Raw genomic sequence first — 20,011 nt, forward strand, 5'->3', positions numbered from 1 at the left:
TCTCTTTTTTTGTAAAACATCTATGATCCGCCCCATGAAGATCGTCAAAGGGCTCCACGTGGAAGCCGCCGAACCGGCGGGCGACACGCCCACCATGCGCCTGTTCGCGCTGCTCGAAGTCATGGCCGCGAAAGACCAGCGCTACTCGCTGCAGGGCCTGGTGGAAGAAACCGGCCTGCCCAAGCCCACGCTGCACCGCATGCTCCAGCAGCTCGAGGGCGCGGGGCTGTTGCAGCGCGAAGGCGACGGCCGGCACTACGGCATCAGCACGCGGCTGCGGCGGCTGGCCGAGAACCTGCTGCTCAACGACAGCCTGCACGGCGCGCGCCACACGGTACTGCGCCAGCTGGTGGAAGAAATCGGCGAAAGCTGCAACCTCACGGCGCTGTCGGGCAGCGAGGTGGTGTACCTCGACCGCGTGGAAACCGCCGCGCCGCTGCGCTTCTACCTGCACTCGGGGTCGCGCGTGCCGGTGCACTGCTCGGCCAGCGGCAAGATCTTTCTCTCCCAGATGAGCCCGGCGCAGCGCCGCCGGCTGCTGTCGAACGCGCCGCTGGAGCCGTACACGCCCAAGACGCTGACCGACCCCGATGCGCTGGAAAAGGAAGTGCAGCGCATCCGCAAGGACGGCTACGCCATCGACCACGAAGAATTCCTGCCCGGCCTGCTGTGTATCGCCACGCTGGTGCCTTCCGGCGACGACGCGCCCTCCAACCTCTGCATCGCGGTGCAGGCGCCGGTGATGCGGCTCGACGCGGCCAAGGCGAAGACGCTGCTGCCGGCAATGCAGCGCGCAGCCAAGGCACTGAGCCGCATCGATGCCGGCGCGGCGTTCTCCGACCGCGCGCAGGCCTGACCCTTCTTCTTTCCAGAAAGCCCACCGTGACCGACACCGCCGACCTTCGCCCCGATCGGATGCTCAGCGTGCGCGAGGTGTTCGGCATCGACACCGACCTGCAGGTGCCCGCCTTCAGCGAACGCGACGACCACGTGCCCGAGGTCGATGCCGTCTACCGCTTCAACCCCGACGTGACGCTCGCCATCCTGGCCGGCTTCACGCGCGACCGGCGCGTGATGGTGCAGGGGCTGCACGGCACCGGCAAGTCGACGCACATCGAGCAGGTGGCGGCGCGCCTGAACTGGCCCTGCATACGCCTGAACCTCGACGGCCACATCAGCCGGCTCGACCTCGTCGGCAAGGACGCGGTGGTGCTGCGCGAAGGCAAGCAGGTCACCGAGTTCAAGGAAGGCATCGTGCCCTGGGCGCTGCAACGGCCGGTGGCGCTGATCTTCGACGAGTACGACGCGGGCCGGCCCGACGTGATGTTCGTCATCCAGCGCATCCTGGAGCGCGACGGCAAATTCACGCTCATGGACCAGAACAAGGTGCTGCGGCCGCACCCCTTCTTCCGCCTGTTCGCCACCGCCAACACGGTGGGCCTGGGCAACCTCAACGGCCTGTACCACGGCGCGCAGCGGCTCAACCATGCGCAGATCGACCGCTGGAACATCGTGGCCTCGCTCAACTACCTGCCGGCCGATGAAGAAATCGCCATCGTGCAGGCGCGCGTGCCTTCGCTGGCCGACGAGGCGGGCACGAGGCTGGTCGCGTCGATGGTGGCGGTGGCCGACCTCACGCGCAAAGGCTTTGCGGCGGGCGACCTGTCGACGCTGATGTCGCCGCGCACCGTCATCACCTGGGCCGAGAACATCGAGATCTTCAAGGACCCGGCGCTCGCATTCCGTCTCTCCTTCGTCAACAAGTGCGACGACGCCGAACGGCCGCTGGTGGCCGAGTACTTCCAGCGCTGCTTCGACCGCGAGCTGAAGGAGTCGCACCAGCTCTGCGCAGGTCCGCGCGAATGAGCCCCGGGCCCGCGAGCGCGATGCAGCGCCGCGTGCGGCAGGAGGAGCAGGTCGCGGAGCTCTGCGCGGGCGTGGTGCGCGCCTTCAGCGGCGAGCGCGACCTGCACTTTCGCGGACGGCGGCTGCACCGCGGCCGCATCGCGCTGCCGTGGTTCGCGCCGCACCTGCATCCCTCGCCCGACACCGACGACTTTGCTTCGTTCCGCGGCGTGGCCGACGGGCTCGCGCTGCGGCTCACCGTGTCGGATGCGACGCTGCATGCAACACTGCAGCCCCAGGAGCCGGTCGAACGCATGCTGTTCGAAATGCTGGAGCAGTTCCGCGCCGAGGCGCTGGCGCCCGACGCCATGGCCGGCATGCGCCGCAACCTGCGGCACCGGCATGAGCAATGGTCGCTGGCCTTCCATCACTCGGGGCTGACCGACACCGCGCGCGGCCTGCTGCTGTACGCCGTGGCGCAGATCTGCCGCGCCCGCGTGAGTGGCCAGCAGGTGGTGGAAGAAACAGAGGACATGCTCGAAGCCACGCGCTTCGCGCTTGCGTCGCTCATCGGCCATGCCCTGGCGGGCCTGCGCAGAGACCGCGCCGACCAGGCCGCCTATGCGGTGCACGCCCTAGCCATCGCACGCACCGTGGCCGCGATGCTGCACGAGGCCGGCGAGGAAGGCAGCGGCGCCGCGCGCGATCCGCATGTGGACGACAAGCGCAGCGTGTTCAGCCTCGTGGCCGACATGGACCAGGAGATCGTCGAGCGCTTCACCACCGCCGAGTCGGGCCGCAGCGCGGTGCTCGACGACGCCGGCGGCGCCTACCGCGTCTTCACCACGGCCTACGACCGCGAACACGACGCCGCCACGCTCGCGCGCAAGGAAGTGCTCGCGCAGCACAGGGAAAAGCTCGACCGCCGCATCGCCGCGCAGGGCGTGAACGTCGCCCGCCTCGCGCGCGAGCTGCGCGCCCTGCTGGCAGAGCCCGAGCGCGACGGCTGGGACGGCGGGCAGGAAGAAGGCCTGATCGATGGGCGCCGGCTCGCACAGCTCGTCGCATCGCCCACCGAGCGCCGGCTGTTCCGCACCGAGCGCATGGAGCCGCTGGCCGACTGCATCGTCACTTTCCTCATCGACTGCTCGGGCTCGATGAAGGAGCATGCCGAATCGGTCGCGATGATGGTCGACGTGTTCGCACGCGCACTCGAACAGGCCGGCGTGGCCAGCGAAGTGCTGGGCTTCACCACCGGCGCATGGAACGGCGGTCGGCCACAGCGCGAATGGGTGCGTGCCGGCCGGCCGCCCCACCCCGGCCGCCTCAACGAGCGCAGCCACCTCGTCTTCAAGGCCGCCGGCACACCGTGGCGCCGCGCGCGCCCCGCAATGGCGGCGCTGCTGAAGGCCGACCTGTTCCGCGAAGGCATCGACGGCGAGGCGGTCGACTGGGCCTGCACGCGGCTGCGCCAGCGCGGCGAGGCGCGCAAGCTGCTGCTCGTGATTTCCGACGGTTCGCCGATGGACAGCGCCACGCACCTGGCCAACGACGCGCACTACCTCGACCACCACCTGCGAGACGTGGTCGCGCGCCAGGAGCAGCGCGGCGACATCGCCATTGCAGGCATCGGCGTCGGCCTCGATCTGAGCCCCTGCTACAGCCGCAGCCATGTGCTCGACCTGGCCGGCAGCAGCGGCAACACCATCTTTCGCGAGGTGATCGGGTTGATGGCCGGGCGCCACCGCCGCTGACGCGTTACGGTCTCATGGACTCAATGTCGGCAATCGTGTCCGCACTCTTGGTGCCACCACTGGCACCGGCCACGCTGGCCTACAGCCTGTGCGTGGTGTTCGCGGCCGGCATCGTGCGCGGCTTCGCGGGCTTCGGCTTCTCGGCCATCACGGTGGCGGGCATGTCGCTGGTGGTGTCGCCCGCGCTGGTGGTGCCCGCGATCTTCATGCTCGAGATACTGGCGAGCCTGAGCCAGCTGCGCGGCATCGCGCGCGACATCGACATGCCGTGGCTCAGTTGGCTGATGCTGGGCAACCTCATCTGCATTCCCATCGGCGTGGCGCTGCTCGCGTGGCTGCCGGAGACGCCGCTGCGGCTGCTGATCGGCGCGCTGCTGATGTCGGCCGCCTTGCTGCTGCGCGCCGGCGCGCGCGCCACCCTCGTGCCGACACGCGGCGTGCGCTTGTCGGCGGGGCTGGCGTCGGGCTTCATCAACGGCGTCGCGGCCATCGGCGGCATCGCCATCGCCGTTCTGCTGAGTACCGCGAAGATGGCGCCGGCCAGATTGCGCGCCACGCTGATCGCGCTGCTGCTGTTCAGCGACGTGGTGTCGCTGGTCTGCGCGGCGCTGATGCCGTCATCGGCGCATGCGTCGGGCAACCTGCTGGGGCCGGACACCCTGAAGTGGGCGCTGTGGCTGGCACCGGCGATGCTTGCAGGCATCTGGTGGGGACAGCGCTCGTTCAAGGGCGTGTCGCCGGAGCAGTTCAGGAAGCATGTGCTGAATCTGCTGATCGGGTTGGCGGCGGTGAGTGTGGTGCGGTCGGTGGCGGGTTTGATCGGGTAAGTGGCTGGCGCTATTTGGACGGCCCCATAGCCCCCGCGTCATAGGCCCCGCAGTAATCCTTCCAGTCTTTCACCACCTGCGCCGCGCACTGGTGCGCAGCCGCCATCAGGTCCTTGCGCCAAGACTTCGCCGAGCCGCCGAAGTCGATGAGCGCATCGGCGGTGGCCGAGCCCTGGCGGCCTGAACTGCGCAGTTGCGCCCACGCCATGAGCTGCCCCATTTCGTCGGTGACGCCGCGGATCTGGTCGGGCGAGGTTCGCTTCACGTCGAGGCTCACGCGGTCTTCGCTGGGCTGCAGGCCCCGCAGCACGTAGGAGGCGGCAGCATCCGGCCCGGTGCCGGCGATGGGCTGCAGGAAGGCCATCGACACGGCCTGCATGCGGCGCTGCAGTCCCACCACGCGGTGCGCCTGCGAAGGCCATGCGGGTTGCGCGAGCTTCAGGCGCGGCACCAGCGATGAAGGTAGCGCCTCCTTCAGGTCGAGCAGGTAGTTGCCGTCGGGCGAGCCCTTGCCTTCGACCAGGACGATGTAGCGCTCCACGCCCAGGCTGCCGGTGCCGGCGATGCGCCTTGCCACGTCGAGCACCTTGAAGAACCCGGGCTTGTCCTGCGTCGCGGCGTAGGCGCCGACCAGCTTGGTCACGCGGTCGCGCTGCGCATCGGTGGCGGCGAGCGCACGCTTGTTGTCGATGCGAATGACACGCCCGTGGCCCTTGCGGTCGGTGCGCTTGTCCAGGAAGGCCGGCCTCGTGCGCGCCTTGAGGGTGTCGAGCAGTTGCCCGATCAGGCCGCCCGCGTTGTCGCGGTCCACCCACCGCGCCTTGCCCGAGAGCAGCGCACCGGCGTACGCGTCGAGCGCGGTGTTGCACAGCGCATCGGCATCGTCGGCGGTGGCGCAGAGGCCGTCGCCGGCGACGAGGATGCTCGACAGGAAACGCACCAGATCCCAGGTGACGGGCGCCAGCGCGGCTTCGTCGAAGTCGTTGAGGTCGAAGTACACGAGGCGGTTGTCGCCCTTGTAGCTGCCGAAGTTCTCCAGGTGCGCATCGCCGCACACCCAGCCGGCGGGCGCCTTGCCGGCGAACAGCGCGTCCTGGGGCAGGCGCTCGTAGAACAGGTGGCAGGTCCCGCGCAGGAACACGAAGGGGTTGGTGCGCAGGTTGGCGTATTTCATCGCCAGGCGCTCGGGGTCGCGGCCGGCGTTGTAGTTGCGGATGGTCTCGGCGACGTTCAGCATGCGTGTGTTCCCTTTGGCGTCATGGCGGATTCCGAAGCCGCCGGCACGGCGGAGCCGGCATGTTTCAGAGCAGCGCAGTCATCTTTCCGGCAGCAGCTTTCAGCGCGTCGATGCGCTTAAGCGCATCGTCCATCGACATCCGCGCGGTCGGCGCATGCACGGCCAGCGCGGCGCGCACCGCGCCCTGCGCATCGCGCACCGGCACGGCCACCGCCACCAGGCCGGCAATGAACTCCTCGCGGTCGCACGAATAGCCCTGTTTGGCGATGGCGTCGCACTCGGCGCGCAGCGCCCCAGCGCCGGTGATGGAGTTGGCGGTCATGCGCTCCAGCGGCAGGTTGTCGATGAGCGCGTCGCGTTCTTTCTTCGGCATCTGCGCCAGGAACAGCTTGCCGCTGGCGGTGCAGTGCAGCGGCACGTGCGAGCCCACGTCGAGCGTCAGCCGCAGCGGCCATTGGGCTTCCACGCGGTCGAGGTAGAGCACCTGCGCGCCGTCGAGCGTGGTGAGGTTGCAGGTCTCGCCGACCTCGCGCACCAGTGCCGACAGCACTTCGTGGCGCAGTCCGCGCACCACGCCGTGGTTCAGCGTGTCGAAGGCCAGCTTGCGCAGCGCGGGGCCGACGCTGAACGAGCGCTCGTCCACATCGCGCGCCAGGAACCCGCCGGCCAGCAGTTGCGTGCAGATGCGGTGCGCGGTGCCCTTGGGCAGGCCCAGCTGCGCGGCCAGGTCGGCGAGCGTGAGCGCCCTGCCCTCGTTGGCCAGCAGCGCCAGCAGGCGCAGGCTGCGTTCGGCCGACGAACCGGAGGCGGATGCGGACTCCGGCTCCTCGATGGAAACCACTGCGGCGGACGGGCGCGCTGGACGGGGCATGCGGGTAAACCTTAAAAATGGAACGTTGCGTTCCGAAAATCATTGGCCTAGGATGCGGCCGAGCGAAGCGATTGTTCCACTCCACCGAAGCAACAGGCGCCCCTTGCATGTCTGAAGAAGCGTTCGACTACATCGTCGTCGGCGCCGGTTCCGCCGGCTGCGTGCTGGCCGCCCGGCTGAGCGAAGACCCGGCCACCCGTGTGCTGCTGCTCGAGGCAGGGCCGGCCGACCGGTCGCTGTGGATCCACCTGCCCATCGGCTACGGCAAGACGATGTGGAGCCCCACCTACAACTGGCGCTTCGAGACCGACGCGGACCCGAACATGAACGGCCGGCGCATCTACTGGCCGCGCGGCAAGACGCTGGGCGGCTCCAGCTCGATCAACGGGCTGATCTACATCCGCGGCCAGCGCGAGGACTACGACCACTGGGCCGCGCTCGGCAACCCCGGCTGGGGCTACGACGACGTGCTGCCCTACTTCATCAAGTCCGAAGGCAACCAGCGCGGCGCCGACGCCTTCCACGGCGGCAACGGGCCGCTGAAGGTGTCGGACATCGCGGCCAGGCACGAGCTGATCGAAGCCTTCATCGACGGCGCGCAGCAGACCGGCGTGCCGCGCACCGGCGACTTCAACGGCGCCGCGCAGGAAGGCGCCGGCTACTACCAGCTGACCACGCACAAGGGCTGGCGCTGCAGCACGGCCAAGGCCTACCTGACGCCGGCCGTGAAGCGGCGGCCCAACCTGCGCATCGAGACCGGCGCGCTGGCGGACAAGCTGGTGTTCGAGGGGCGCCGCGCCGTCGGCATCACCTACCGGCAAGACCACGTGCTCAAGACCGCGCGCTGCCGCGCCGAGGTGCTGCTGTCGGCGGGCTCGATCCAGTCGCCGCAGCTGCTGCAGCTCTCGGGCATCGGGCCGCGCGCGCTGCTCGACCGCTTCGGCATTGCGGTGGTGCGCGAGCTGCCGGGCGTGGGCGAGAACCTGCAGGACCATCTGCAGATCCGCCTGGGCTACGAGTGCACCAAGCCCATCACCACCAACGACCAGCTCAACTCCTGGTTCGGCCAGATGGGCATGGGCCTGGAATGGCTGCTGCACCGCACCGGCCCGCTGGCCGTGGGCATCAACCAGGGCGGCTGCTTCATGCGAGCGCTGAAGGATGCGCACGGCCGGCCCGTGGCGGCCACGCCCGACATCCAGTTCCACGTGGCCACGCTCTCGGCCGACATGGCGGGCGGCAAGGTGCACCCCTACTCCGGCTTCACGATGTCGGTGTGCCAGCTGCGGCCGGAGTCGCGCGGGTACATCCGCATCCGCTCGACCGACGCCGCCGAGCCGCCTTCGATGCAGCCCAACTACCTCGCCACCGAACTGGACCGCGCCACCACCGTGGCCGGCGTGAGGGCGGCGCGCGCGATTGCCGAATCTCCCGCGATGCGGCCCTACGTGAAGCGCGAGGTGAAGCCCGGCCCCGACATCACGAGCGACGACGGGCTGCTGGAGTTCTGCCGCAACAACGGCGCCACCATCTTCCACCCCACCGGCACCTGCCGCATGGGCAGCGACGCGCTCGCGGTGGTCGACGCGCGGCTGCGGGTGCACGGCGTGGCGGGGCTGCGCGTGATCGACTGCTCGGCAATGCCGACGCTGGTGTCGGGCAACACCAACGCACCCGCCGTGATGATGGCCGAGAAGGCCGTCGACCTGATCAGAGAGGACGTGAGAGCGGCAACCGCCGCGCACTGAGTTTTTTGCAAACCCACGGCCCGCAGAGGCCGCCACGACAACCTCATCGGAGACAACGACATGAGCGCAAGCGACGAGAAAGCGATTCGCAGGGTGGTGGTTTCGGCGCTGGTGGGCGCCACCATCGAGTGGTACGACTTCTTCCTGTACGGCGTGGTGGCCGGCATCGTGTTCAACAAGCTCTACTTCCCGGGCAGCGACCCGGTGGTGTCGACCTTGCTGGCATACACCACCTTCGCGGTGGGCTTCGTCACGCGGCCGCTGGGCGGCGTGATCTTCGGCCACTTCGGCGACAAGATCGGCCGCAAGAGCATGCTCGTCATCACGCTGATGATCATGGGCGTGGCCACCTTCCTGATCGGGCTGGTGCCCACCTATGCGCAGATCGGCATCGCGGCGCCGCTGCTGCTGTTGCTGCTGCGCGTGGCGCAGGGCATCGGCCTGGGCGGCGAATGGGGCGGCGCGGTGCTCATGGCTTACGAATACGCGCCGAAGGAAAAGCGCGGCTTCTATGCCTCGCTGCCGCAGATCGGGCTGGCCATCGGCCTGTGCCTGGCCTCGGGCGTGGTGGCGCTGCTGTCGTGGCTGCTGACCGACGAGCAGTTCCTGTCGTGGGGCTGGCGCATCGCCTTCCTGATTTCGGGCGTGATGGTGATGGTGGGCATGTACATCCGCCTGCACGTGAAGGAAACGCCGGAGTTCGCGGCCGTGAAGGCGCGCAACGCCGAGCTGCGCATTCCGTTCATGGACATGATCCGGCGCTACCCCGGCAACGTGCTCAAGGGCATGGGCGCGCGCTACATCGACGGGGTGTTCTTCAACATCTTCGGCGTGTTCTCCATCAACTACCTCACCAGCACCATCAAGATCAGCCGCACCGAGGCGCTGCTGGGCGTGATGGCCGCGGCGGTGGTGATGTGCTTCGCCATTCCGTTCTTCGGGCGCATGTCGGACCGGCTGGGGCGGCCGCGCGTGTACATGTGGGGTTCGCTCATCACCGCCGTGTCGGCGTTCCCGGGCTTCTGGCTGATGACGCACAGCGGCGGCAACGTGCTGCTGATATGGCTGTCGATCATCGTGCCCTTCGGCATCCTGTATGCGTCGGTGTACGGGCCGGAGGCTGCCCTGTTCTGCGACCTGTTCGACGCCAAGGTCCGCTACACGGGCATCAGCTTCGTCTACCAGTTCTCGGGCATCTTCGCCTCGGGCATCACGCCCATCATTGCCACCGCGCTGCTGAAGTCCGGCGGCGGCGAGCCGTGGCAGATCTGCCTGTACGTGCTGTTCGCGGGCGTGGTGTCGGCGGCGTGCGCGTGGATGATCGGCCGGAGTGCGTCGCCGGCGGATGCGCCGGTGGCGGTGGCCTCGCGCTGACGGCGCAGCCTTTGTTCGTCATGGGTTCCTGCCCATGGCGAGCGCGCGCATCACGGCCGCCGTCCGGGTCTCCACGCCCAGCTTCACGTACACATGCTCCAGATGCTTGTGGACGGTGCGGGGGCTTATCGACAGCAAGGCGGCGATCTCGGCGTCGGTCTTGCCGCGCGAGAGCCAGTGCATGACGTCGCCCTCGCGGGGCGTCAGGCCGACAGGCGGCACATCGGGCAACGGCGCCTCCGCGCGGCAGGCCAGCCGGTACAGGAAGGCCACCGCCACCGCATGCTCCAGCCCAAGGCGCCGGTAGTAGTCGGCCTGCAGTTCGGCGCGACGCAATTCGCGCAAGCCGTTGCCGTGGCCCGTGCCGTGATGACGCACGGGCGAACGCCAGGACTCGAGCTGCTCCAGCAGGCGAAGCGCGCTCGCGCAATCGTTGCGCGTCAGATGCGTCATGGCATGCCCCTTTCACGGCGGGTACGCATTGCTGCGTATGGCGCCTGCTCGCATCGGGACGCAGGATGCTCGCGGGCTCCTTGCCGCAAATTCAGTATAGGCAGGCATGGGGCCAGCAAGCCGCCCGTCCGCAAGGACATATTCCAGGAGCTGCCATGTCACGCCAATACATCGACTGCCGCGAGTACCCGAGCACGATGAACTGCAGCGTCGCGCTCTCGGCCGACACCGAGAGCGAATTGCTCGATGCCGCCGTCCAGCACGCCGTGGCCGTTCACGGCCATACCGACACGCCGGAACTGCGCAAGCAGCTGGCGGGCATGTTCAAGGCCGGTACGCCACCGCTGCAAACCTCGCCTGCGCGGAAGGTTCCGGCCTGAGGCCACGGCAAACTGAATACTTTTGCATCCACCAAGAAACATCGGTTACGTGTGGATGCAGTTCGGTGCCAAGCCCGCCCAACGGCTTGCGCAGGGTCTGGAAGCACGCCTTTCGGGCGTCGGTGCGCTCCAGGCAGGTACCCCCTTTCAGGCATATCGCCAGCCTGTACGCGTACTTACATTTTTGGCTTGAAGTTTGAGATTCGCGGCGTGTGGAGGAGCAAGAGGAAGAGCTTGCTGCTGCATACGGGCGCCTGCACGCAACAAGCCACTAATGAAAAGACGCCATGAACAAGATTTTCCGCACCCTCTGGAATCCAACGCTCGGTACCTGGGTGGCCGCGCCTGAAACTTCGCTCGGCCATTCACGGTCGTCCGCCAAGGGCGGCGACCTGCGCGCCGTGGCCGTGGCCGCCGCACTGCTCCTCGGAGCGGGGCCGGTGCTGGCCGCGGGCGGCACTGGCGGCCAGCCCGTCGGCGACCCGACGCTGAACGCCGGCTCCGGCGGCAGCAACGGCAGCGGCGGCAACGGCGGCCTGAACGACACCACGATCAACGCGACCGGGGGCACCGGCGGCTCGTCGACGCCCTCCGGCGTCACGGCCGGCTCGGCCGCCAGCACCACCAACTTCCCCGGCGGTGGCACGGCGGGCGCGGGCGGCGCGGCGGGCAGCGGCAGCACGGTCGTCAGCCCCGGCGTGATACAGGGGGCGGACGGCGGCGCCGGCCAGGCCCAGACAGGCGACGCCAACAACGGAAACGGCTACGGCGGGGGCGGCGGCGGCGGCTTCCAGGGCGCGACGATCGGCAACAACGTCGGCACCACGTCCAACAGCTACACCGGCGGCAACGGCGGCGCGGGCGGCAACGGTTACTGGGCGGCCGGCGGCGGCGGCGCGGGCGGCTACGGCTCCATCCTCAACGGCCCGCTGGGCAGCTACACGGCCACCGGCTCGTCGACGGGTGGTGCAGGCGGCGCGGGCGGCAGTGCGTTCTCGCAGGCCGGCGGCGGCGGCAGCGGCGGCGTCGGCTTCTACCTGAACGCCACCACGCCGGGGCTCACGTTCGGCAACACCGGCACCATCGCCGGCGGCGTGGGCGGCGCCGGCGGCTCCGAACTGGCGACGCCGCGCCCCAACGCCTCGGGCGGCGGCGGCGGGGCCGGCGGCGACGGCGTGACGCTCGCGGGCAGCACCGTGCTGATGACCAACACCGGGCAGATCACCGGTGGCGCGGGTGGCGCCGGCGGTGCGGCCGGCGGCGGCGCTGGCGGCACCGGCACGCCGGGCGGCGGCGGCGACGGCGGCGCCGGCGTGTGGTCCTCCGGCAGCGGCGCAACCCTCACCAACAGCGGCAGCATCACCGGCGGCGCCGGTGGCGCGGGCGGCGCCAACAGCAACGGCGGTGCGGTCGGCGCCAACGGCGTGGGCGGCGTGGGCGTGGCGGGCGCGAACATCGCCATCGTCAACAGCGGCAGCATTGCGGGCGGTCTGGGCGGCGACGGCGTGACGCGCGCTTCGGCCATCGAATTCACCGGCGGCGCCAACAGCCTGACCTTGAACACCGGCAATTCGCTGACGGGCGCCGTGGCCATCGACAGCGGCGCCACCGCCAGCGTGATCGCCGGCGCCAACGGCCTGAGCGTGGGCAGCGCACTGCTGCTCGGCGGCACCGGCACCATCAACACCAACGGCAACAACCTGAGCTGGACCGGCCCCATCTCGGGCGCCAGCGGCCTCGTGAAGAGCGGCGCGGGCACGCTCACGCTGAGCGGCATCAACACGTACGCCGGCAGCACCAACGTATCGGCGGGCACGCTGGCCGCCGGCGCGGCCAACACCTTCAGCAGCGCCAGCGCCTTCACGGTCGGCTCGGGCGCCACGCTGGACCTGGCGGGCCGCAGCCAGACGGTGGCCTCGGTGGCCAACAGCGGCACGGTCTCCCTGGTGGGCAGCGCGCCCGGCACCACGCTCACCGTCACCGGCCCGTGGGTGGGCAACGGCGGCACGCTGCGGCTGGGCACGGCGCTGGGCGGCAACAGCAGCGCGACCGACCGGCTGATCCTCAGCGGCAGCACCGCCATTGCCAGCGGCACCACCAACGTGCAGATCACCAACCTGGGCGGCCTGGGCGCGCTCACCAGCGGCAACGGCATCGAGGTGATCAGCGCCGTGAACGGCGCGACGACCACCGCGCAGACCACCAAGAGCGCCTTCAACCTCGCGGGCGGCCATGTCGACGCCGGCGCCTACCAGTACCGCCTGTACGCGGCCGACGCCAGCGGCGCGGGCGAGAACTGGTATCTGCGCTCGACCATGACCGTCGATCCGGTCACGGGCGCGCCCGTCACGGGCGGCGGAACCGGCAGCACGGGCGGCGGCACCGGAGGTGGCACTGGGGGTGGCGTGCTCGTACCCACCTACCGCGCCGAAGTACCGCTGTACGCGGCGCTGCCGGAGCAGTTGCGCCAGTCCAACCTCGCGATGCTGTCCAACCTGCACCAGCGCGTGGGTGACGACACCGGCACCGGCCTTTCGGGCACCAACACCGCCACGCCCGAGATGGGCTACCGGCAGGCCTGGGGCCGCGTCATCAGCACCGACCGCACCATCGGCCAGAGCGGCACGGTCAGCCCCAACAGCAGCGGGCGCCTCACGGGCTTCCAGGCCGGCACCGACCTGTGGGCCGACCCGAACTGGCGCGTGGGCGTGTACGTCGGCCAGCTCGAGGGCGACATGCGCGTGAACGGCTTCGTCGGCGGACTGCAGAACGCAGCGGCCGGCACCAACAACCTGCGCAGCGAGTACCTGGGCGCCTATGCCACCTGGAAGAACGACAGCGGCCTGTACGTGGACGGCGTGCTGCAGGCCGGGCGCCACCGCTACACCGCTTCGCCCACGCTGGGCTTCTCGAGCAGCGGCAAGGGCAACAGCCTGCTGGCGTCCGTGGAAGTGGGCCAGTCGTTCGCCATCGCGGACGGCTGGGTCATCGAGCCGCAGGTGCAGCTGGTGCGCCAGCGGCTCGACCTGGGTGACACCGGCATCAGCGGCGCGCTGGTGCAGCAGAACAACCACGACGGCTGGCTCGCGCGTGCGGGCGTGCGGCTCAAGGGCGAGATCGACACGTCCGCCGGCCGGCTGCAGCCCTATGTCCGCGTGAACGTGTACCGCAGCAGCAGCGGCACCGACGTGGCGAACTTCATCGGCCCGGCCGGCAGCACCCCCATCGCCACGCGCACCGGCGGCACCAGCAGCGAGCTGGCGACCGGCGCCACGCTGCAGCTCACGCAGAGCACGAGCCTCTATGCGGAGCTCGGCAAGCTGTGGTCTTCGGGTGGCGACACCCGTGTGCGCAGCGGCATCAACGGCAGCGTGGGCGTGAAGATCCGCTGGTAGGCAGGCAGGTAGGCCAGGCAGGAGCGCCGCGCTTCAGTGCGGCGCGGCCCCCTGGTCGGACCGCACGGTGGTGACGACCGACAGCACCGCGTCGATCACCGCCTGCGGGTCGTCGAACTGGATGTCGTGCCCCGCATTCGGCAGCAGCCGGTGCACGCTGCGCGAAGACCAGCCGGCCATTTCCGCGTGCATCTGCTTCCATATGGCCTGCACCTGCGTGCCCTGGGCGGGCGTGATCTTCATGCCGCGCAGCTCGGCTTCGGTGTAGGGCGCCATCGCCGTCAGCACCACCAGCGGGCGGTTGCCCAGGCTCCTGAAGCCGCGCGTCTCGGCAAGCGTGTCGTCCATCGCATCGCCTTCCATCAGCTGGGTGGGCATCGACTTGGGGGCAAAGGCGCGAACCGCCTGCGCGTCGTGCGCCGTCTGGTGCGGCGCCTGCGAGAGCAGCGCCGAGGCCGCCGCCCGCAGCAAGCCCGACCACGCCAGCGCCACGCCGATGCGCGACTGCAGCGACCGCGTTTCAACCATGAAGGCCGCCACCCGCGCCACCTGGTCCGGGTGCGAGGGATCGACCAGCACCAGCCCCGCCACCTCGTCGCCGAAGTGCTGCGTGAAGTTCATGGCGTAGAGCCCGCCCATCGACTGGCCCACCAGCACGTACGGCCCCCGCTCGCCCGCGCGGGCCAGTGCCGTGTGCAGGTCTTGCGCGACCTGCCTGGCGCTGTAGGGCGCGTCCGAAGGGTCGCTCCACATCAGCCCCGCGCGGCTGTACGAGCAGGCGCGCGTGTGGGCGGCCACCTGCGGCTGCACCGGCGCCCAGCTCAGCGAGCCGTCGATGCTCAGGCCCGCCTCGAACACCACGGTGGGCGAGCCGCTGCCGCGGCAGTCGAGCTGAATGCGCCGCCCGCCGCCGACGTCGATCATCCTGCCGGGCGGGGGAAAGTCGCGCATTGCGCGGTAGCGGCCGAGCTGCTCGTACACCACCCCCGCCAGCACGGCGAAGGCGAGGCAAGCCGCGCCAGCCAGGACGATGCGCATCGACGACATACGTTTCAACGAGGGCTTCACTGCGGCAGATGGTGCCACCGCCGGGCGGGCACCGCCACAGCCCCCGCTACTTCAGCCGGTAGCTGAGCTTGCGGTTGCCGCTGACCGTGGAATCCAGCCCCAGCCATTCGCCCTGCTGCGAATACCAGACGTCGATCGGCTGCGCGTCGGTCGCAATGCGCCAGCGCGTGGCCTCCACCGGCTGGCCGCGCACCTCCACCGTGCCGCTGCCGGCCTTGCTGATGCGCACCTGCTCCAGCTTGCCGCTCTGCGCGTTCAGCAGCCTGGCCTGCGTGCGGATCGCGGGGTTCCAGTAGGCGAAGCTCATGACGCAGCCGTCGACCGACTGCGTGCCCTTGGGTGTGGCGACGGCCAGCGCGTTCTCGCCCGCAGGCTCGGCGTTGACCTTCTCGGGCGTGCCGTCGTCGTCGGTCTTGGAGGTGAGCCGGTGCAGGCAGTCGCCGCGCCACAGCTCGGTGGCCTCGTGCCGGTAGCGGTACACCGTCACGCCCAGCAGCTTGACCGCGAAGCGCGCGTCGCTCACCAGCTTGCGCTCGCCGCCGTTGGTGGCCAGCGCAAAGCGGTGCTCGCCGATGGGCGAGTCGTCCAGCAGCACGCGGAAATCCCATTCGCCGCCCGACGGGCCGGCGGCCGAGGCGGTGGCCGCCCCGTTCGACAGCGCGGCCAATGCGGCCAGCGCGCAGAGCCAGTGCTTCTTCGTCATGTTGCTCACGGCGCCTTGTGGTTTCCGCGCACCGGCCCCGGCAGGAAGGCGTTGGTGCGCGCGATGTAGTCGCGATACGCCGGGCGGCGCTCGCCGATGTCGCTTTCGAGCATGCTCACGCCCGAGACCTTCAGCAGCAGCCAGGTCATGAGCAGCGGCGACACCACGCTCCATGCCCCGCTCCACCCCGCGCCGCCAAGTGCCAGCAGCCACAGGCCCCACCAGACGCACACTTCGCCGAAGTAGTTGGGATGGCGCGTGTAGCGCCACAGGCCGCGGTCCATCACCTGGCCCTTGTTCTTCGGGTCGGCCTTGAAGCGCGCCATCTGCGCGTCGCCGATCGCCTCGAAGAAGATGCCGAACAGCGCCAGCAAGATGCCCAGCGCATCGAGCGCGCCCAGCGGCCGCGCCGCCGCCATGCCCGGCAGGAACGGCGCCGAAACGATCCAGGCCAGCACCGCCTGCAGCGCGAACACCAGGTACAGGCTCTTGAAGCCGAAGTTCGGCTGGTTGCGCGCGCGGATCGCCTGGTAGCGCCGGTCTTCGCCGTGGCCCCAGTTGCGCCAGGTGACATACAGGCAAAGCCGCACCGCCCACGCCGCGCCCAGCACCGCCATGCACAGCCCGCGCACCGTCTGCACCGGCAGCAGCAGGAAATAGACGATGCCCGCCCCCACGATGCAGACCGACCAGATCCGGTCGATCAGGCTGACGTCATGCCGCACCAGGCTGGCCACCCATGTCAGGAAGCCCAGAGACGCCGTCAGGGCCAAACCGGCGAATGCAATTGACACCATGCCGCTCATGACGCAACCGCCCTCGAAGATTCAAGAGACGCCGTGGAACCGGCTCCGCCGGGCCACAGGCGGCGCCCCCGGCAGGGGGAAGGAGAAGCGACACGAAGTGCGCGAAGCCTGGGGGCGAGCCTCATGTGCGTCGCTCGAACAGATAGTGGCTCACCCACCAGCGCTGGCCTTGGTCGAAGCCGAACAGCTCCGCCACCGACATGAAGAACAGCCGCCAGCGCGTCCACCACACGTTGGCCTCGGCGCCGTAGGTGGCCTGGAACAGCGGGCGCAGCGTGTCGCGGCGCGCGTCCATGTTGCGCAGCCAGGCCTCGGCCGTGCGCTGGTAGTGGCTGCCTTCCCAGCGCCAGCGGCGCAGCAGGCGCAGGTCGTCCTGGCAGTGCAGCGCCAGGTCGTCGCTGGGCATCATGCCGCCGGAGAAGAAATACTTGCTCATCCAGTCGCTGGGGTCGCGCACCTCGAAGGGGTACGGCGCTTCCTTGTGTGCGAACACGTGCATGAAGAAGCGCCCGCCCGGCCGGAGCCAGCGCGCCACGTTGGCAAAGGCCTGCGGCCAGTTGCGCAGGTGCTCGAACATCTCGACCGACACCACGCGGTCGAAGCGCTCGTCGGTGTCGAACACGTTGATGTCGCGCGTGAGCACCCGCACGTTGCCCAGGCCGCGGCGCGCCGCCTCCGCCTCGATGTATTCGCGCTGGGAATTGGAGTTGGACAGCGCCGTGATGCGGCTGCCCGGGTAGTGCTCGGCCATCCAGAGCGTGAGCGAGCCCCAGCCGCAGCCCAGCTCCAGCACGTCCTGCCCGTCGGCCAGGCCGGCCCGCTCGCAGGTGGCGGCCAGCGCTGCGGATTCGGCCTCTTCCAGCGTGCGGGTGCCCTCGGGCCAGTAGCAGCTGCTGTACTTGCGGTGGTTTCCCAGCACTTCGCCGAAGAAGGCGGCCGGAACCTCGTAGTGCTGCTCGTTGGCTTTTTCGGGCAGCGGCGCCAGGTTGGCCGCGCCCATGCGGGCGACAAAATCCTGCGTCAGCTCCGCCACCGCCAGCGCGTTGCCCGAATGCAGCTCCGCGAGCCGGTCTTTCAGCAACCTGCGAATGCCCCGGCGAACCACCGGGTCAGGCACCAGGCCCTTTTCGACCCAGCGGATGGCGAATGCGATGTCCTGCGGCATGACTTTTCCTCGGCTGAAGGCACGCCGGAATGCGTGCCACTGACACCCGTACGCAGCCAAGCGGCGACTGGATGCACCCGTTTTTCCTGATCGCATGGTAAGGCGGCCGCCGGAAAAACTGTGGCAGACTCATCCGCGATGGCCGGCTTCTGCCTGAGGACATGAGCGCCGGCGCGGTGCTCGCCAGGCGCCCTCGCGCGGCTTTTGCACCGTCACCGTGAACAACCTCCCCGCCTTTCTTCCGTCGCAGCACAACCTGTGGGCCGTCGCCGCGTCCCTGCTACTCGCGACCCTTGCTTCCTACGTGGCCCTCGACCTGTCGCGCCGCGTGCGGCACGCCAGCGGACGGCCGTACCTGCTGTGGTGGGCGCTGGGCTCGCTGGCCATGGGCACGGGCATCTGGTCGATGCACTTCGTGGGCATGCTGGGTTTTTCGCTGCCCATCTCGCTCGGCTTCTCCGGCGGGCTGACCCTGGCCTCGTGGGTGGCCGGCGTCATGGCGTCGGGCGTCGCGCTGTGGGTGGCCAGCAAGGCCGACTACGGACTGCGACGCATCGCCGTGGCCTCGCTGGCAATGGCCGTCGGCATCTGCGGCATGCACTACATCGGCATGGCCGCGCTCGACATGGCGCCGCCCATCGTCTGGCATGCGCCGACCGTGCTGCTGTCGCTGCTGATCGGCCTGGGCGCCTCGGCCGCGGCGCTGTTCATCTTCAAGTACCTGGGCAATGCCCACAGCAACCACCGGGTGGCCTTCCAGTTCCTGGCCTCGGTGGTCATGGGCATCGCGATCTGCGGCATGCACTACACCGGCATGGCAGCAGCCAGCTTCCCGGCCGATTCGGTCTGCCTCAGCGCCGGCCAGCTGGGCGGCACCGGGCTCACCGCCATCGTCGGGCTGGCCTCGGGGTTGCTGCTGCTGGGCACGCTCTTCACTTCCATACTGGAATCGCGGCTGCAGCTGGTCGCCAGGCGCCTGTCGCGGTCGCTCGAAGAGGCCAATGCCGAACTCACCCAGGCCAACCAGGAACTGCAGAAGCGCGCCTTCACCGACGCGCTGACCGGGCTGCCCAACCGCGTGCTGTTCGAAGACCGGCTGCGCCACGCCCTGGCGCGCATGAACCGCGCCAACCAGCTGCAGGTCGAAGAGCGCATTGCGGTTCTGTTTGTCGACCTCGACGGGTTCAAGCCCATCAACGACTCCTTCGGCCACTCGGCCGGCGACCGCATCCTTTGCGTAGCCGCCGAGCGGCTGGCCCGCACCACCCGGGAAGGCGACACCGTGGCCCGCATCGGCGGCGACGAGTTCCTGCTGCTGCTCGAAGGCGTGCGCGACCGGGCCGAATGCGCGGAAGCCGCCAACCGCGTGCTGCGCGCGCTCGGCGAGCCTTTCAACGTGCAGGGCAAGCAGCTGCAGATCGCATGCTCCATCGGCATCGTGCTGCACCCGGAACAGGGCGAGCCCGACAAGCTGGTGGCCAACGCCGACGCGGCCATGTACGAGGCCAAGCGCGCGGGCGGCGGCAACTACGTGATGTTCGAGTCGCACATGGGCGCCGATGCCGCCAAGCAACTGCAGCTGCAGAGCGACCTGCGCCGCGCGGTGGAGCTCAAGCAGTTCGAGCTTTACTACCAGCCCAAGATCAACGGCACCGGCCACGGCATCAGCGGCGTGGAAGCGCTGGTGCGGTGGAACCATCCGCAGCACGGCCTGATCGGCCCGACCGAATTCATCGGACTGGCCGAGCGCTTCGGCCTCATCGTGCACCTGGGCGACTGGATCCTCGACGAGGCCTGCCGGCAGATCGCGCAATGGCAGGCCCAGGGCACGCGCATGTGCGTGGCCGTGAACCTGTCGGTCATGCAGCTGCGCGAGGTCGACTTCGTCGCGCGCGTCGAACGGGCGCTGCTGCGCCACGACGTGCCGGCCACGCTGCTGCTGTGCGAGATCACGGAATCCGTTGCCATGGAAGACATCAAGGCCACGCAGCGCACCTTCGAAGGGCTGGCGCGGGTCGGCGTGTTCCTGTCGATCGACGACTTCGGCACCGGCTATTCAAGCCTGAGCCACCTGCGCAAACTGCCCGCGCGCCAGGTCAAGATCGACCGCAGCTTCGTGCAGGACCTGCAGACCAAGGAAGACGCCAGGGCCGTGATCGACGCCGTCATCCGCCTGGCCCACGCGCTGGGCCTGAGCGTGGTAGCCGAAGGCGTGGAGAACGAGGCCCAGCGCGACATACTGATCGCGATGGGATGCGACGAGCTGCAGGGCTTTCTGTTTTCGCGTCCGCTGCCCGCGGGGGATTTGCTGGATTGGTATTCGAGCCGGTACGCGGAGGCGGCCTAGGTCGTACTCGCTGCGAGGCAGCTCAAGCCTTCAGGTAA

16 protein-coding genes are annotated in these 20,011 nt (G+C 69.5%); 9 read left to right on the forward strand and 7 right to left on the reverse strand.

Features of this window, described 5'->3' with window-relative positions:
* The first annotated feature begins 22 nt into the window (after positions 1-22).
* The 4 genes from WIX39_RS24095 to WIX39_RS24110 are packed head-to-tail and all read left to right on the forward strand — an operon-like array spanning position 23 to position 4,426.
* Positions 23-856, forward strand: coding sequence for an IclR family transcriptional regulator (locus tag WIX39_RS24095; RefSeq protein ID WP_409196033.1), 834 nt, complete (start codon positions 23-25; stop codon positions 854-856).
* Between the two features lie 26 nt (positions 857-882).
* A complete protein-coding gene (locus WIX39_RS24100; RefSeq protein WP_409196034.1) occupies positions 883-1,866 on the forward strand; it encodes an AAA family ATPase in 984 nt (327 codons plus the stop codon).
* The gene (locus tag WIX39_RS24105; RefSeq protein WP_409196035.1) at positions 1,863-3,599 is read left to right on the forward strand and encodes a cobaltochelatase CobT-related protein; all 1,737 of its coding nucleotides are present in this window, start codon (positions 1,863-1,865) and stop codon (positions 3,597-3,599) included. The genes WIX39_RS24100 and WIX39_RS24105 overlap by 4 nt, the downstream gene beginning before the upstream one ends.
* Before the next feature lie 35 nt (positions 3,600-3,634).
* Positions 3,635-4,426 carry a sulfite exporter TauE/SafE family protein gene (locus tag WIX39_RS24110; protein ID WP_409196036.1) on the forward strand — a complete coding sequence of 264 codons (792 nt, stop codon included), beginning with the start codon at positions 3,635-3,637 and terminating at the stop codon, positions 4,424-4,426.
* Between the two features lie 10 nt (positions 4,427-4,436).
* Here the strand turns inward: WIX39_RS24110 and WIX39_RS24115 are convergent, their stop codons facing one another.
* Together WIX39_RS24115 and WIX39_RS24120 are read right to left on the reverse strand one after the other, a co-directional pair.
* Positions 4,437-5,663 (reverse strand): DUF2252 domain-containing protein, encoded by a 1,227-nt coding sequence (locus tag WIX39_RS24115; RefSeq protein WP_409196037.1) that lies wholly within the window; start codon positions 5,661-5,663, stop codon positions 4,437-4,439.
* A 64-nt stretch (positions 5,664-5,727) separates the two neighbouring features.
* Complete coding sequence (locus tag WIX39_RS24120) at positions 5,728-6,534, reverse strand: IclR family transcriptional regulator (RefSeq protein ID WP_409196038.1); 807 nt, start codon at positions 6,532-6,534, stop codon at positions 5,728-5,730.
* Between the two features lie 107 nt (positions 6,535-6,641).
* Between WIX39_RS24120 and WIX39_RS24125 the strand changes: the two genes are divergently transcribed.
* Positions 6,642-8,282, forward strand: a complete 1,641-nt coding sequence (locus WIX39_RS24125; RefSeq protein ID WP_106937189.1) for a GMC family oxidoreductase — start codon at positions 6,642-6,644, stop codon at positions 8,280-8,282.
* Positions 8,283-8,342: 60 nt separating this feature from the next.
* Complete coding sequence (locus tag WIX39_RS24130; protein WP_409196039.1) at positions 8,343-9,656, forward strand: MFS transporter; 1,314 nt, start codon at positions 8,343-8,345, stop codon at positions 9,654-9,656.
* 18 nt (positions 9,657-9,674) lie between these two features.
* On the opposite strand, the gene WIX39_RS24135 is transcribed toward WIX39_RS24130, so the two are convergent.
* Positions 9,675-10,109: a helix-turn-helix transcriptional regulator gene (locus WIX39_RS24135; RefSeq protein WP_081271704.1), complete on the reverse strand. Its 435-nt coding sequence runs from the start codon at positions 10,107-10,109 to the stop codon at positions 9,675-9,677.
* 155 nt (positions 10,110-10,264) lie between these two features.
* Between WIX39_RS24135 and WIX39_RS24140 the strand changes: the two genes are divergently transcribed.
* Together WIX39_RS24140 and WIX39_RS24145 are read left to right on the forward strand one after the other, a co-directional pair.
* Positions 10,265-10,489 carry a DUF1059 domain-containing protein gene (locus WIX39_RS24140; RefSeq protein ID WP_409196040.1) on the forward strand — a complete coding sequence of 75 codons (225 nt, stop codon included), beginning with the start codon at positions 10,265-10,267 and terminating at the stop codon, positions 10,487-10,489.
* A 287-nt stretch (positions 10,490-10,776) separates the two neighbouring features.
* Entirely contained in the window at positions 10,777-13,884 is a 3,108-nt protein-coding gene (locus WIX39_RS24145; RefSeq protein WP_409196041.1) for an autotransporter outer membrane beta-barrel domain-containing protein, read from the forward strand.
* A 33-nt stretch (positions 13,885-13,917) separates the two neighbouring features.
* Here WIX39_RS24145 and WIX39_RS24150 read toward each other — a convergent pair whose 3' ends face one another.
* The 4 genes from WIX39_RS24150 to WIX39_RS24165 form a co-directional block, all read right to left on the reverse strand.
* A complete protein-coding gene (locus WIX39_RS24150; RefSeq protein ID WP_409196042.1) occupies positions 13,918-14,922 on the reverse strand; it encodes an alpha/beta fold hydrolase in 1,005 nt (334 codons plus the stop codon).
* 76 nt (positions 14,923-14,998) lie between these two features.
* On the reverse strand, positions 14,999-15,655 hold the full coding sequence (locus WIX39_RS24155; RefSeq protein ID WP_409196043.1) for a DUF6134 family protein: 657 nt from the start codon (positions 15,653-15,655) through the stop codon (positions 14,999-15,001).
* Positions 15,656-15,660: 5 nt separating this feature from the next.
* Entirely contained in the window at positions 15,661-16,461 is an 801-nt protein-coding gene (locus WIX39_RS24160; protein WP_409196044.1) for a DUF1295 domain-containing protein, read from the reverse strand.
* Positions 16,462-16,582: 121 nt separating this feature from the next.
* On the reverse strand, positions 16,583-17,626 hold the full coding sequence (locus tag WIX39_RS24165) for an SAM-dependent methyltransferase (protein WP_409196045.1): 1,044 nt from the start codon (positions 17,624-17,626) through the stop codon (positions 16,583-16,585).
* A 217-nt stretch (positions 17,627-17,843) separates the two neighbouring features.
* On the opposite strand from WIX39_RS24165, the gene WIX39_RS24170 reads away from it, so the two are divergent.
* Positions 17,844-19,973 (forward strand): putative bifunctional diguanylate cyclase/phosphodiesterase, encoded by a 2,130-nt coding sequence (locus WIX39_RS24170; protein ID WP_409196046.1) that lies wholly within the window; start codon positions 17,844-17,846, stop codon positions 19,971-19,973.
* Positions 19,974-20,011 lie beyond the last annotated feature (38 nt).

Source organism: Variovorax sp. AB1(2024) (assembly GCF_037482385.2).
Classification (GTDB): Bacteria; Pseudomonadota; Gammaproteobacteria; order Burkholderiales; family Burkholderiaceae_C; genus Variovorax.

Bases quoted from the DNA above. Each gene is read 5' to 3' on its own strand.
- WIX39_RS24140 (WP_409196040.1), top strand. From the start codon at position 10,265: ATGTCACGCCAATACATCGACTGCCGCGAGTACCCGAGCACGATGAAC.
- WIX39_RS24115 (WP_409196037.1), bottom strand. From the start codon at position 5,663: ATGCTGAACGTCGCCGAGACCATCCGCAACTACAACGCCGGCCGCGAC.
- WIX39_RS24095 (WP_409196033.1), top strand. From the start codon at position 23: ATGATCCGCCCCATGAAGATCGTCAAAGGGCTCCACGTGGAAGCCGCC.
- WIX39_RS24155 (WP_409196043.1), bottom strand. From the start codon at position 15,655: ATGACGAAGAAGCACTGGCTCTGCGCGCTGGCCGCATTGGCCGCGCTG.
- WIX39_RS24145 (WP_409196041.1), top strand. From the start codon at position 10,777: ATGAACAAGATTTTCCGCACCCTCTGGAATCCAACGCTCGGTACCTGG.
- WIX39_RS24160 (WP_409196044.1), bottom strand. From the start codon at position 16,461: ATGAGCGGCATGGTGTCAATTGCATTCGCCGGTTTGGCCCTGACGGCG.
- WIX39_RS24120 (WP_409196038.1), bottom strand. From the start codon at position 6,534: ATGCCCCGTCCAGCGCGCCCGTCCGCCGCAGTGGTTTCCATCGAGGAG.
- WIX39_RS24135 (WP_081271704.1), bottom strand. From the start codon at position 10,109: ATGACGCATCTGACGCGCAACGATTGCGCGAGCGCGCTTCGCCTGCTG.
- WIX39_RS24130 (WP_409196039.1), top strand. From the start codon at position 8,343: ATGAGCGCAAGCGACGAGAAAGCGATTCGCAGGGTGGTGGTTTCGGCG.
- WIX39_RS24165 (WP_409196045.1), bottom strand. From the start codon at position 17,626: ATGCCGCAGGACATCGCATTCGCCATCCGCTGGGTCGAAAAGGGCCTG.
- WIX39_RS24150 (WP_409196042.1), bottom strand. From the start codon at position 14,922: ATGCGCATCGTCCTGGCTGGCGCGGCTTGCCTCGCCTTCGCCGTGCTG.
- WIX39_RS24105 (WP_409196035.1), top strand. From the start codon at position 1,863: ATGAGCCCCGGGCCCGCGAGCGCGATGCAGCGCCGCGTGCGGCAGGAG.
- WIX39_RS24125 (WP_106937189.1), top strand. From the start codon at position 6,642: ATGTCTGAAGAAGCGTTCGACTACATCGTCGTCGGCGCCGGTTCCGCC.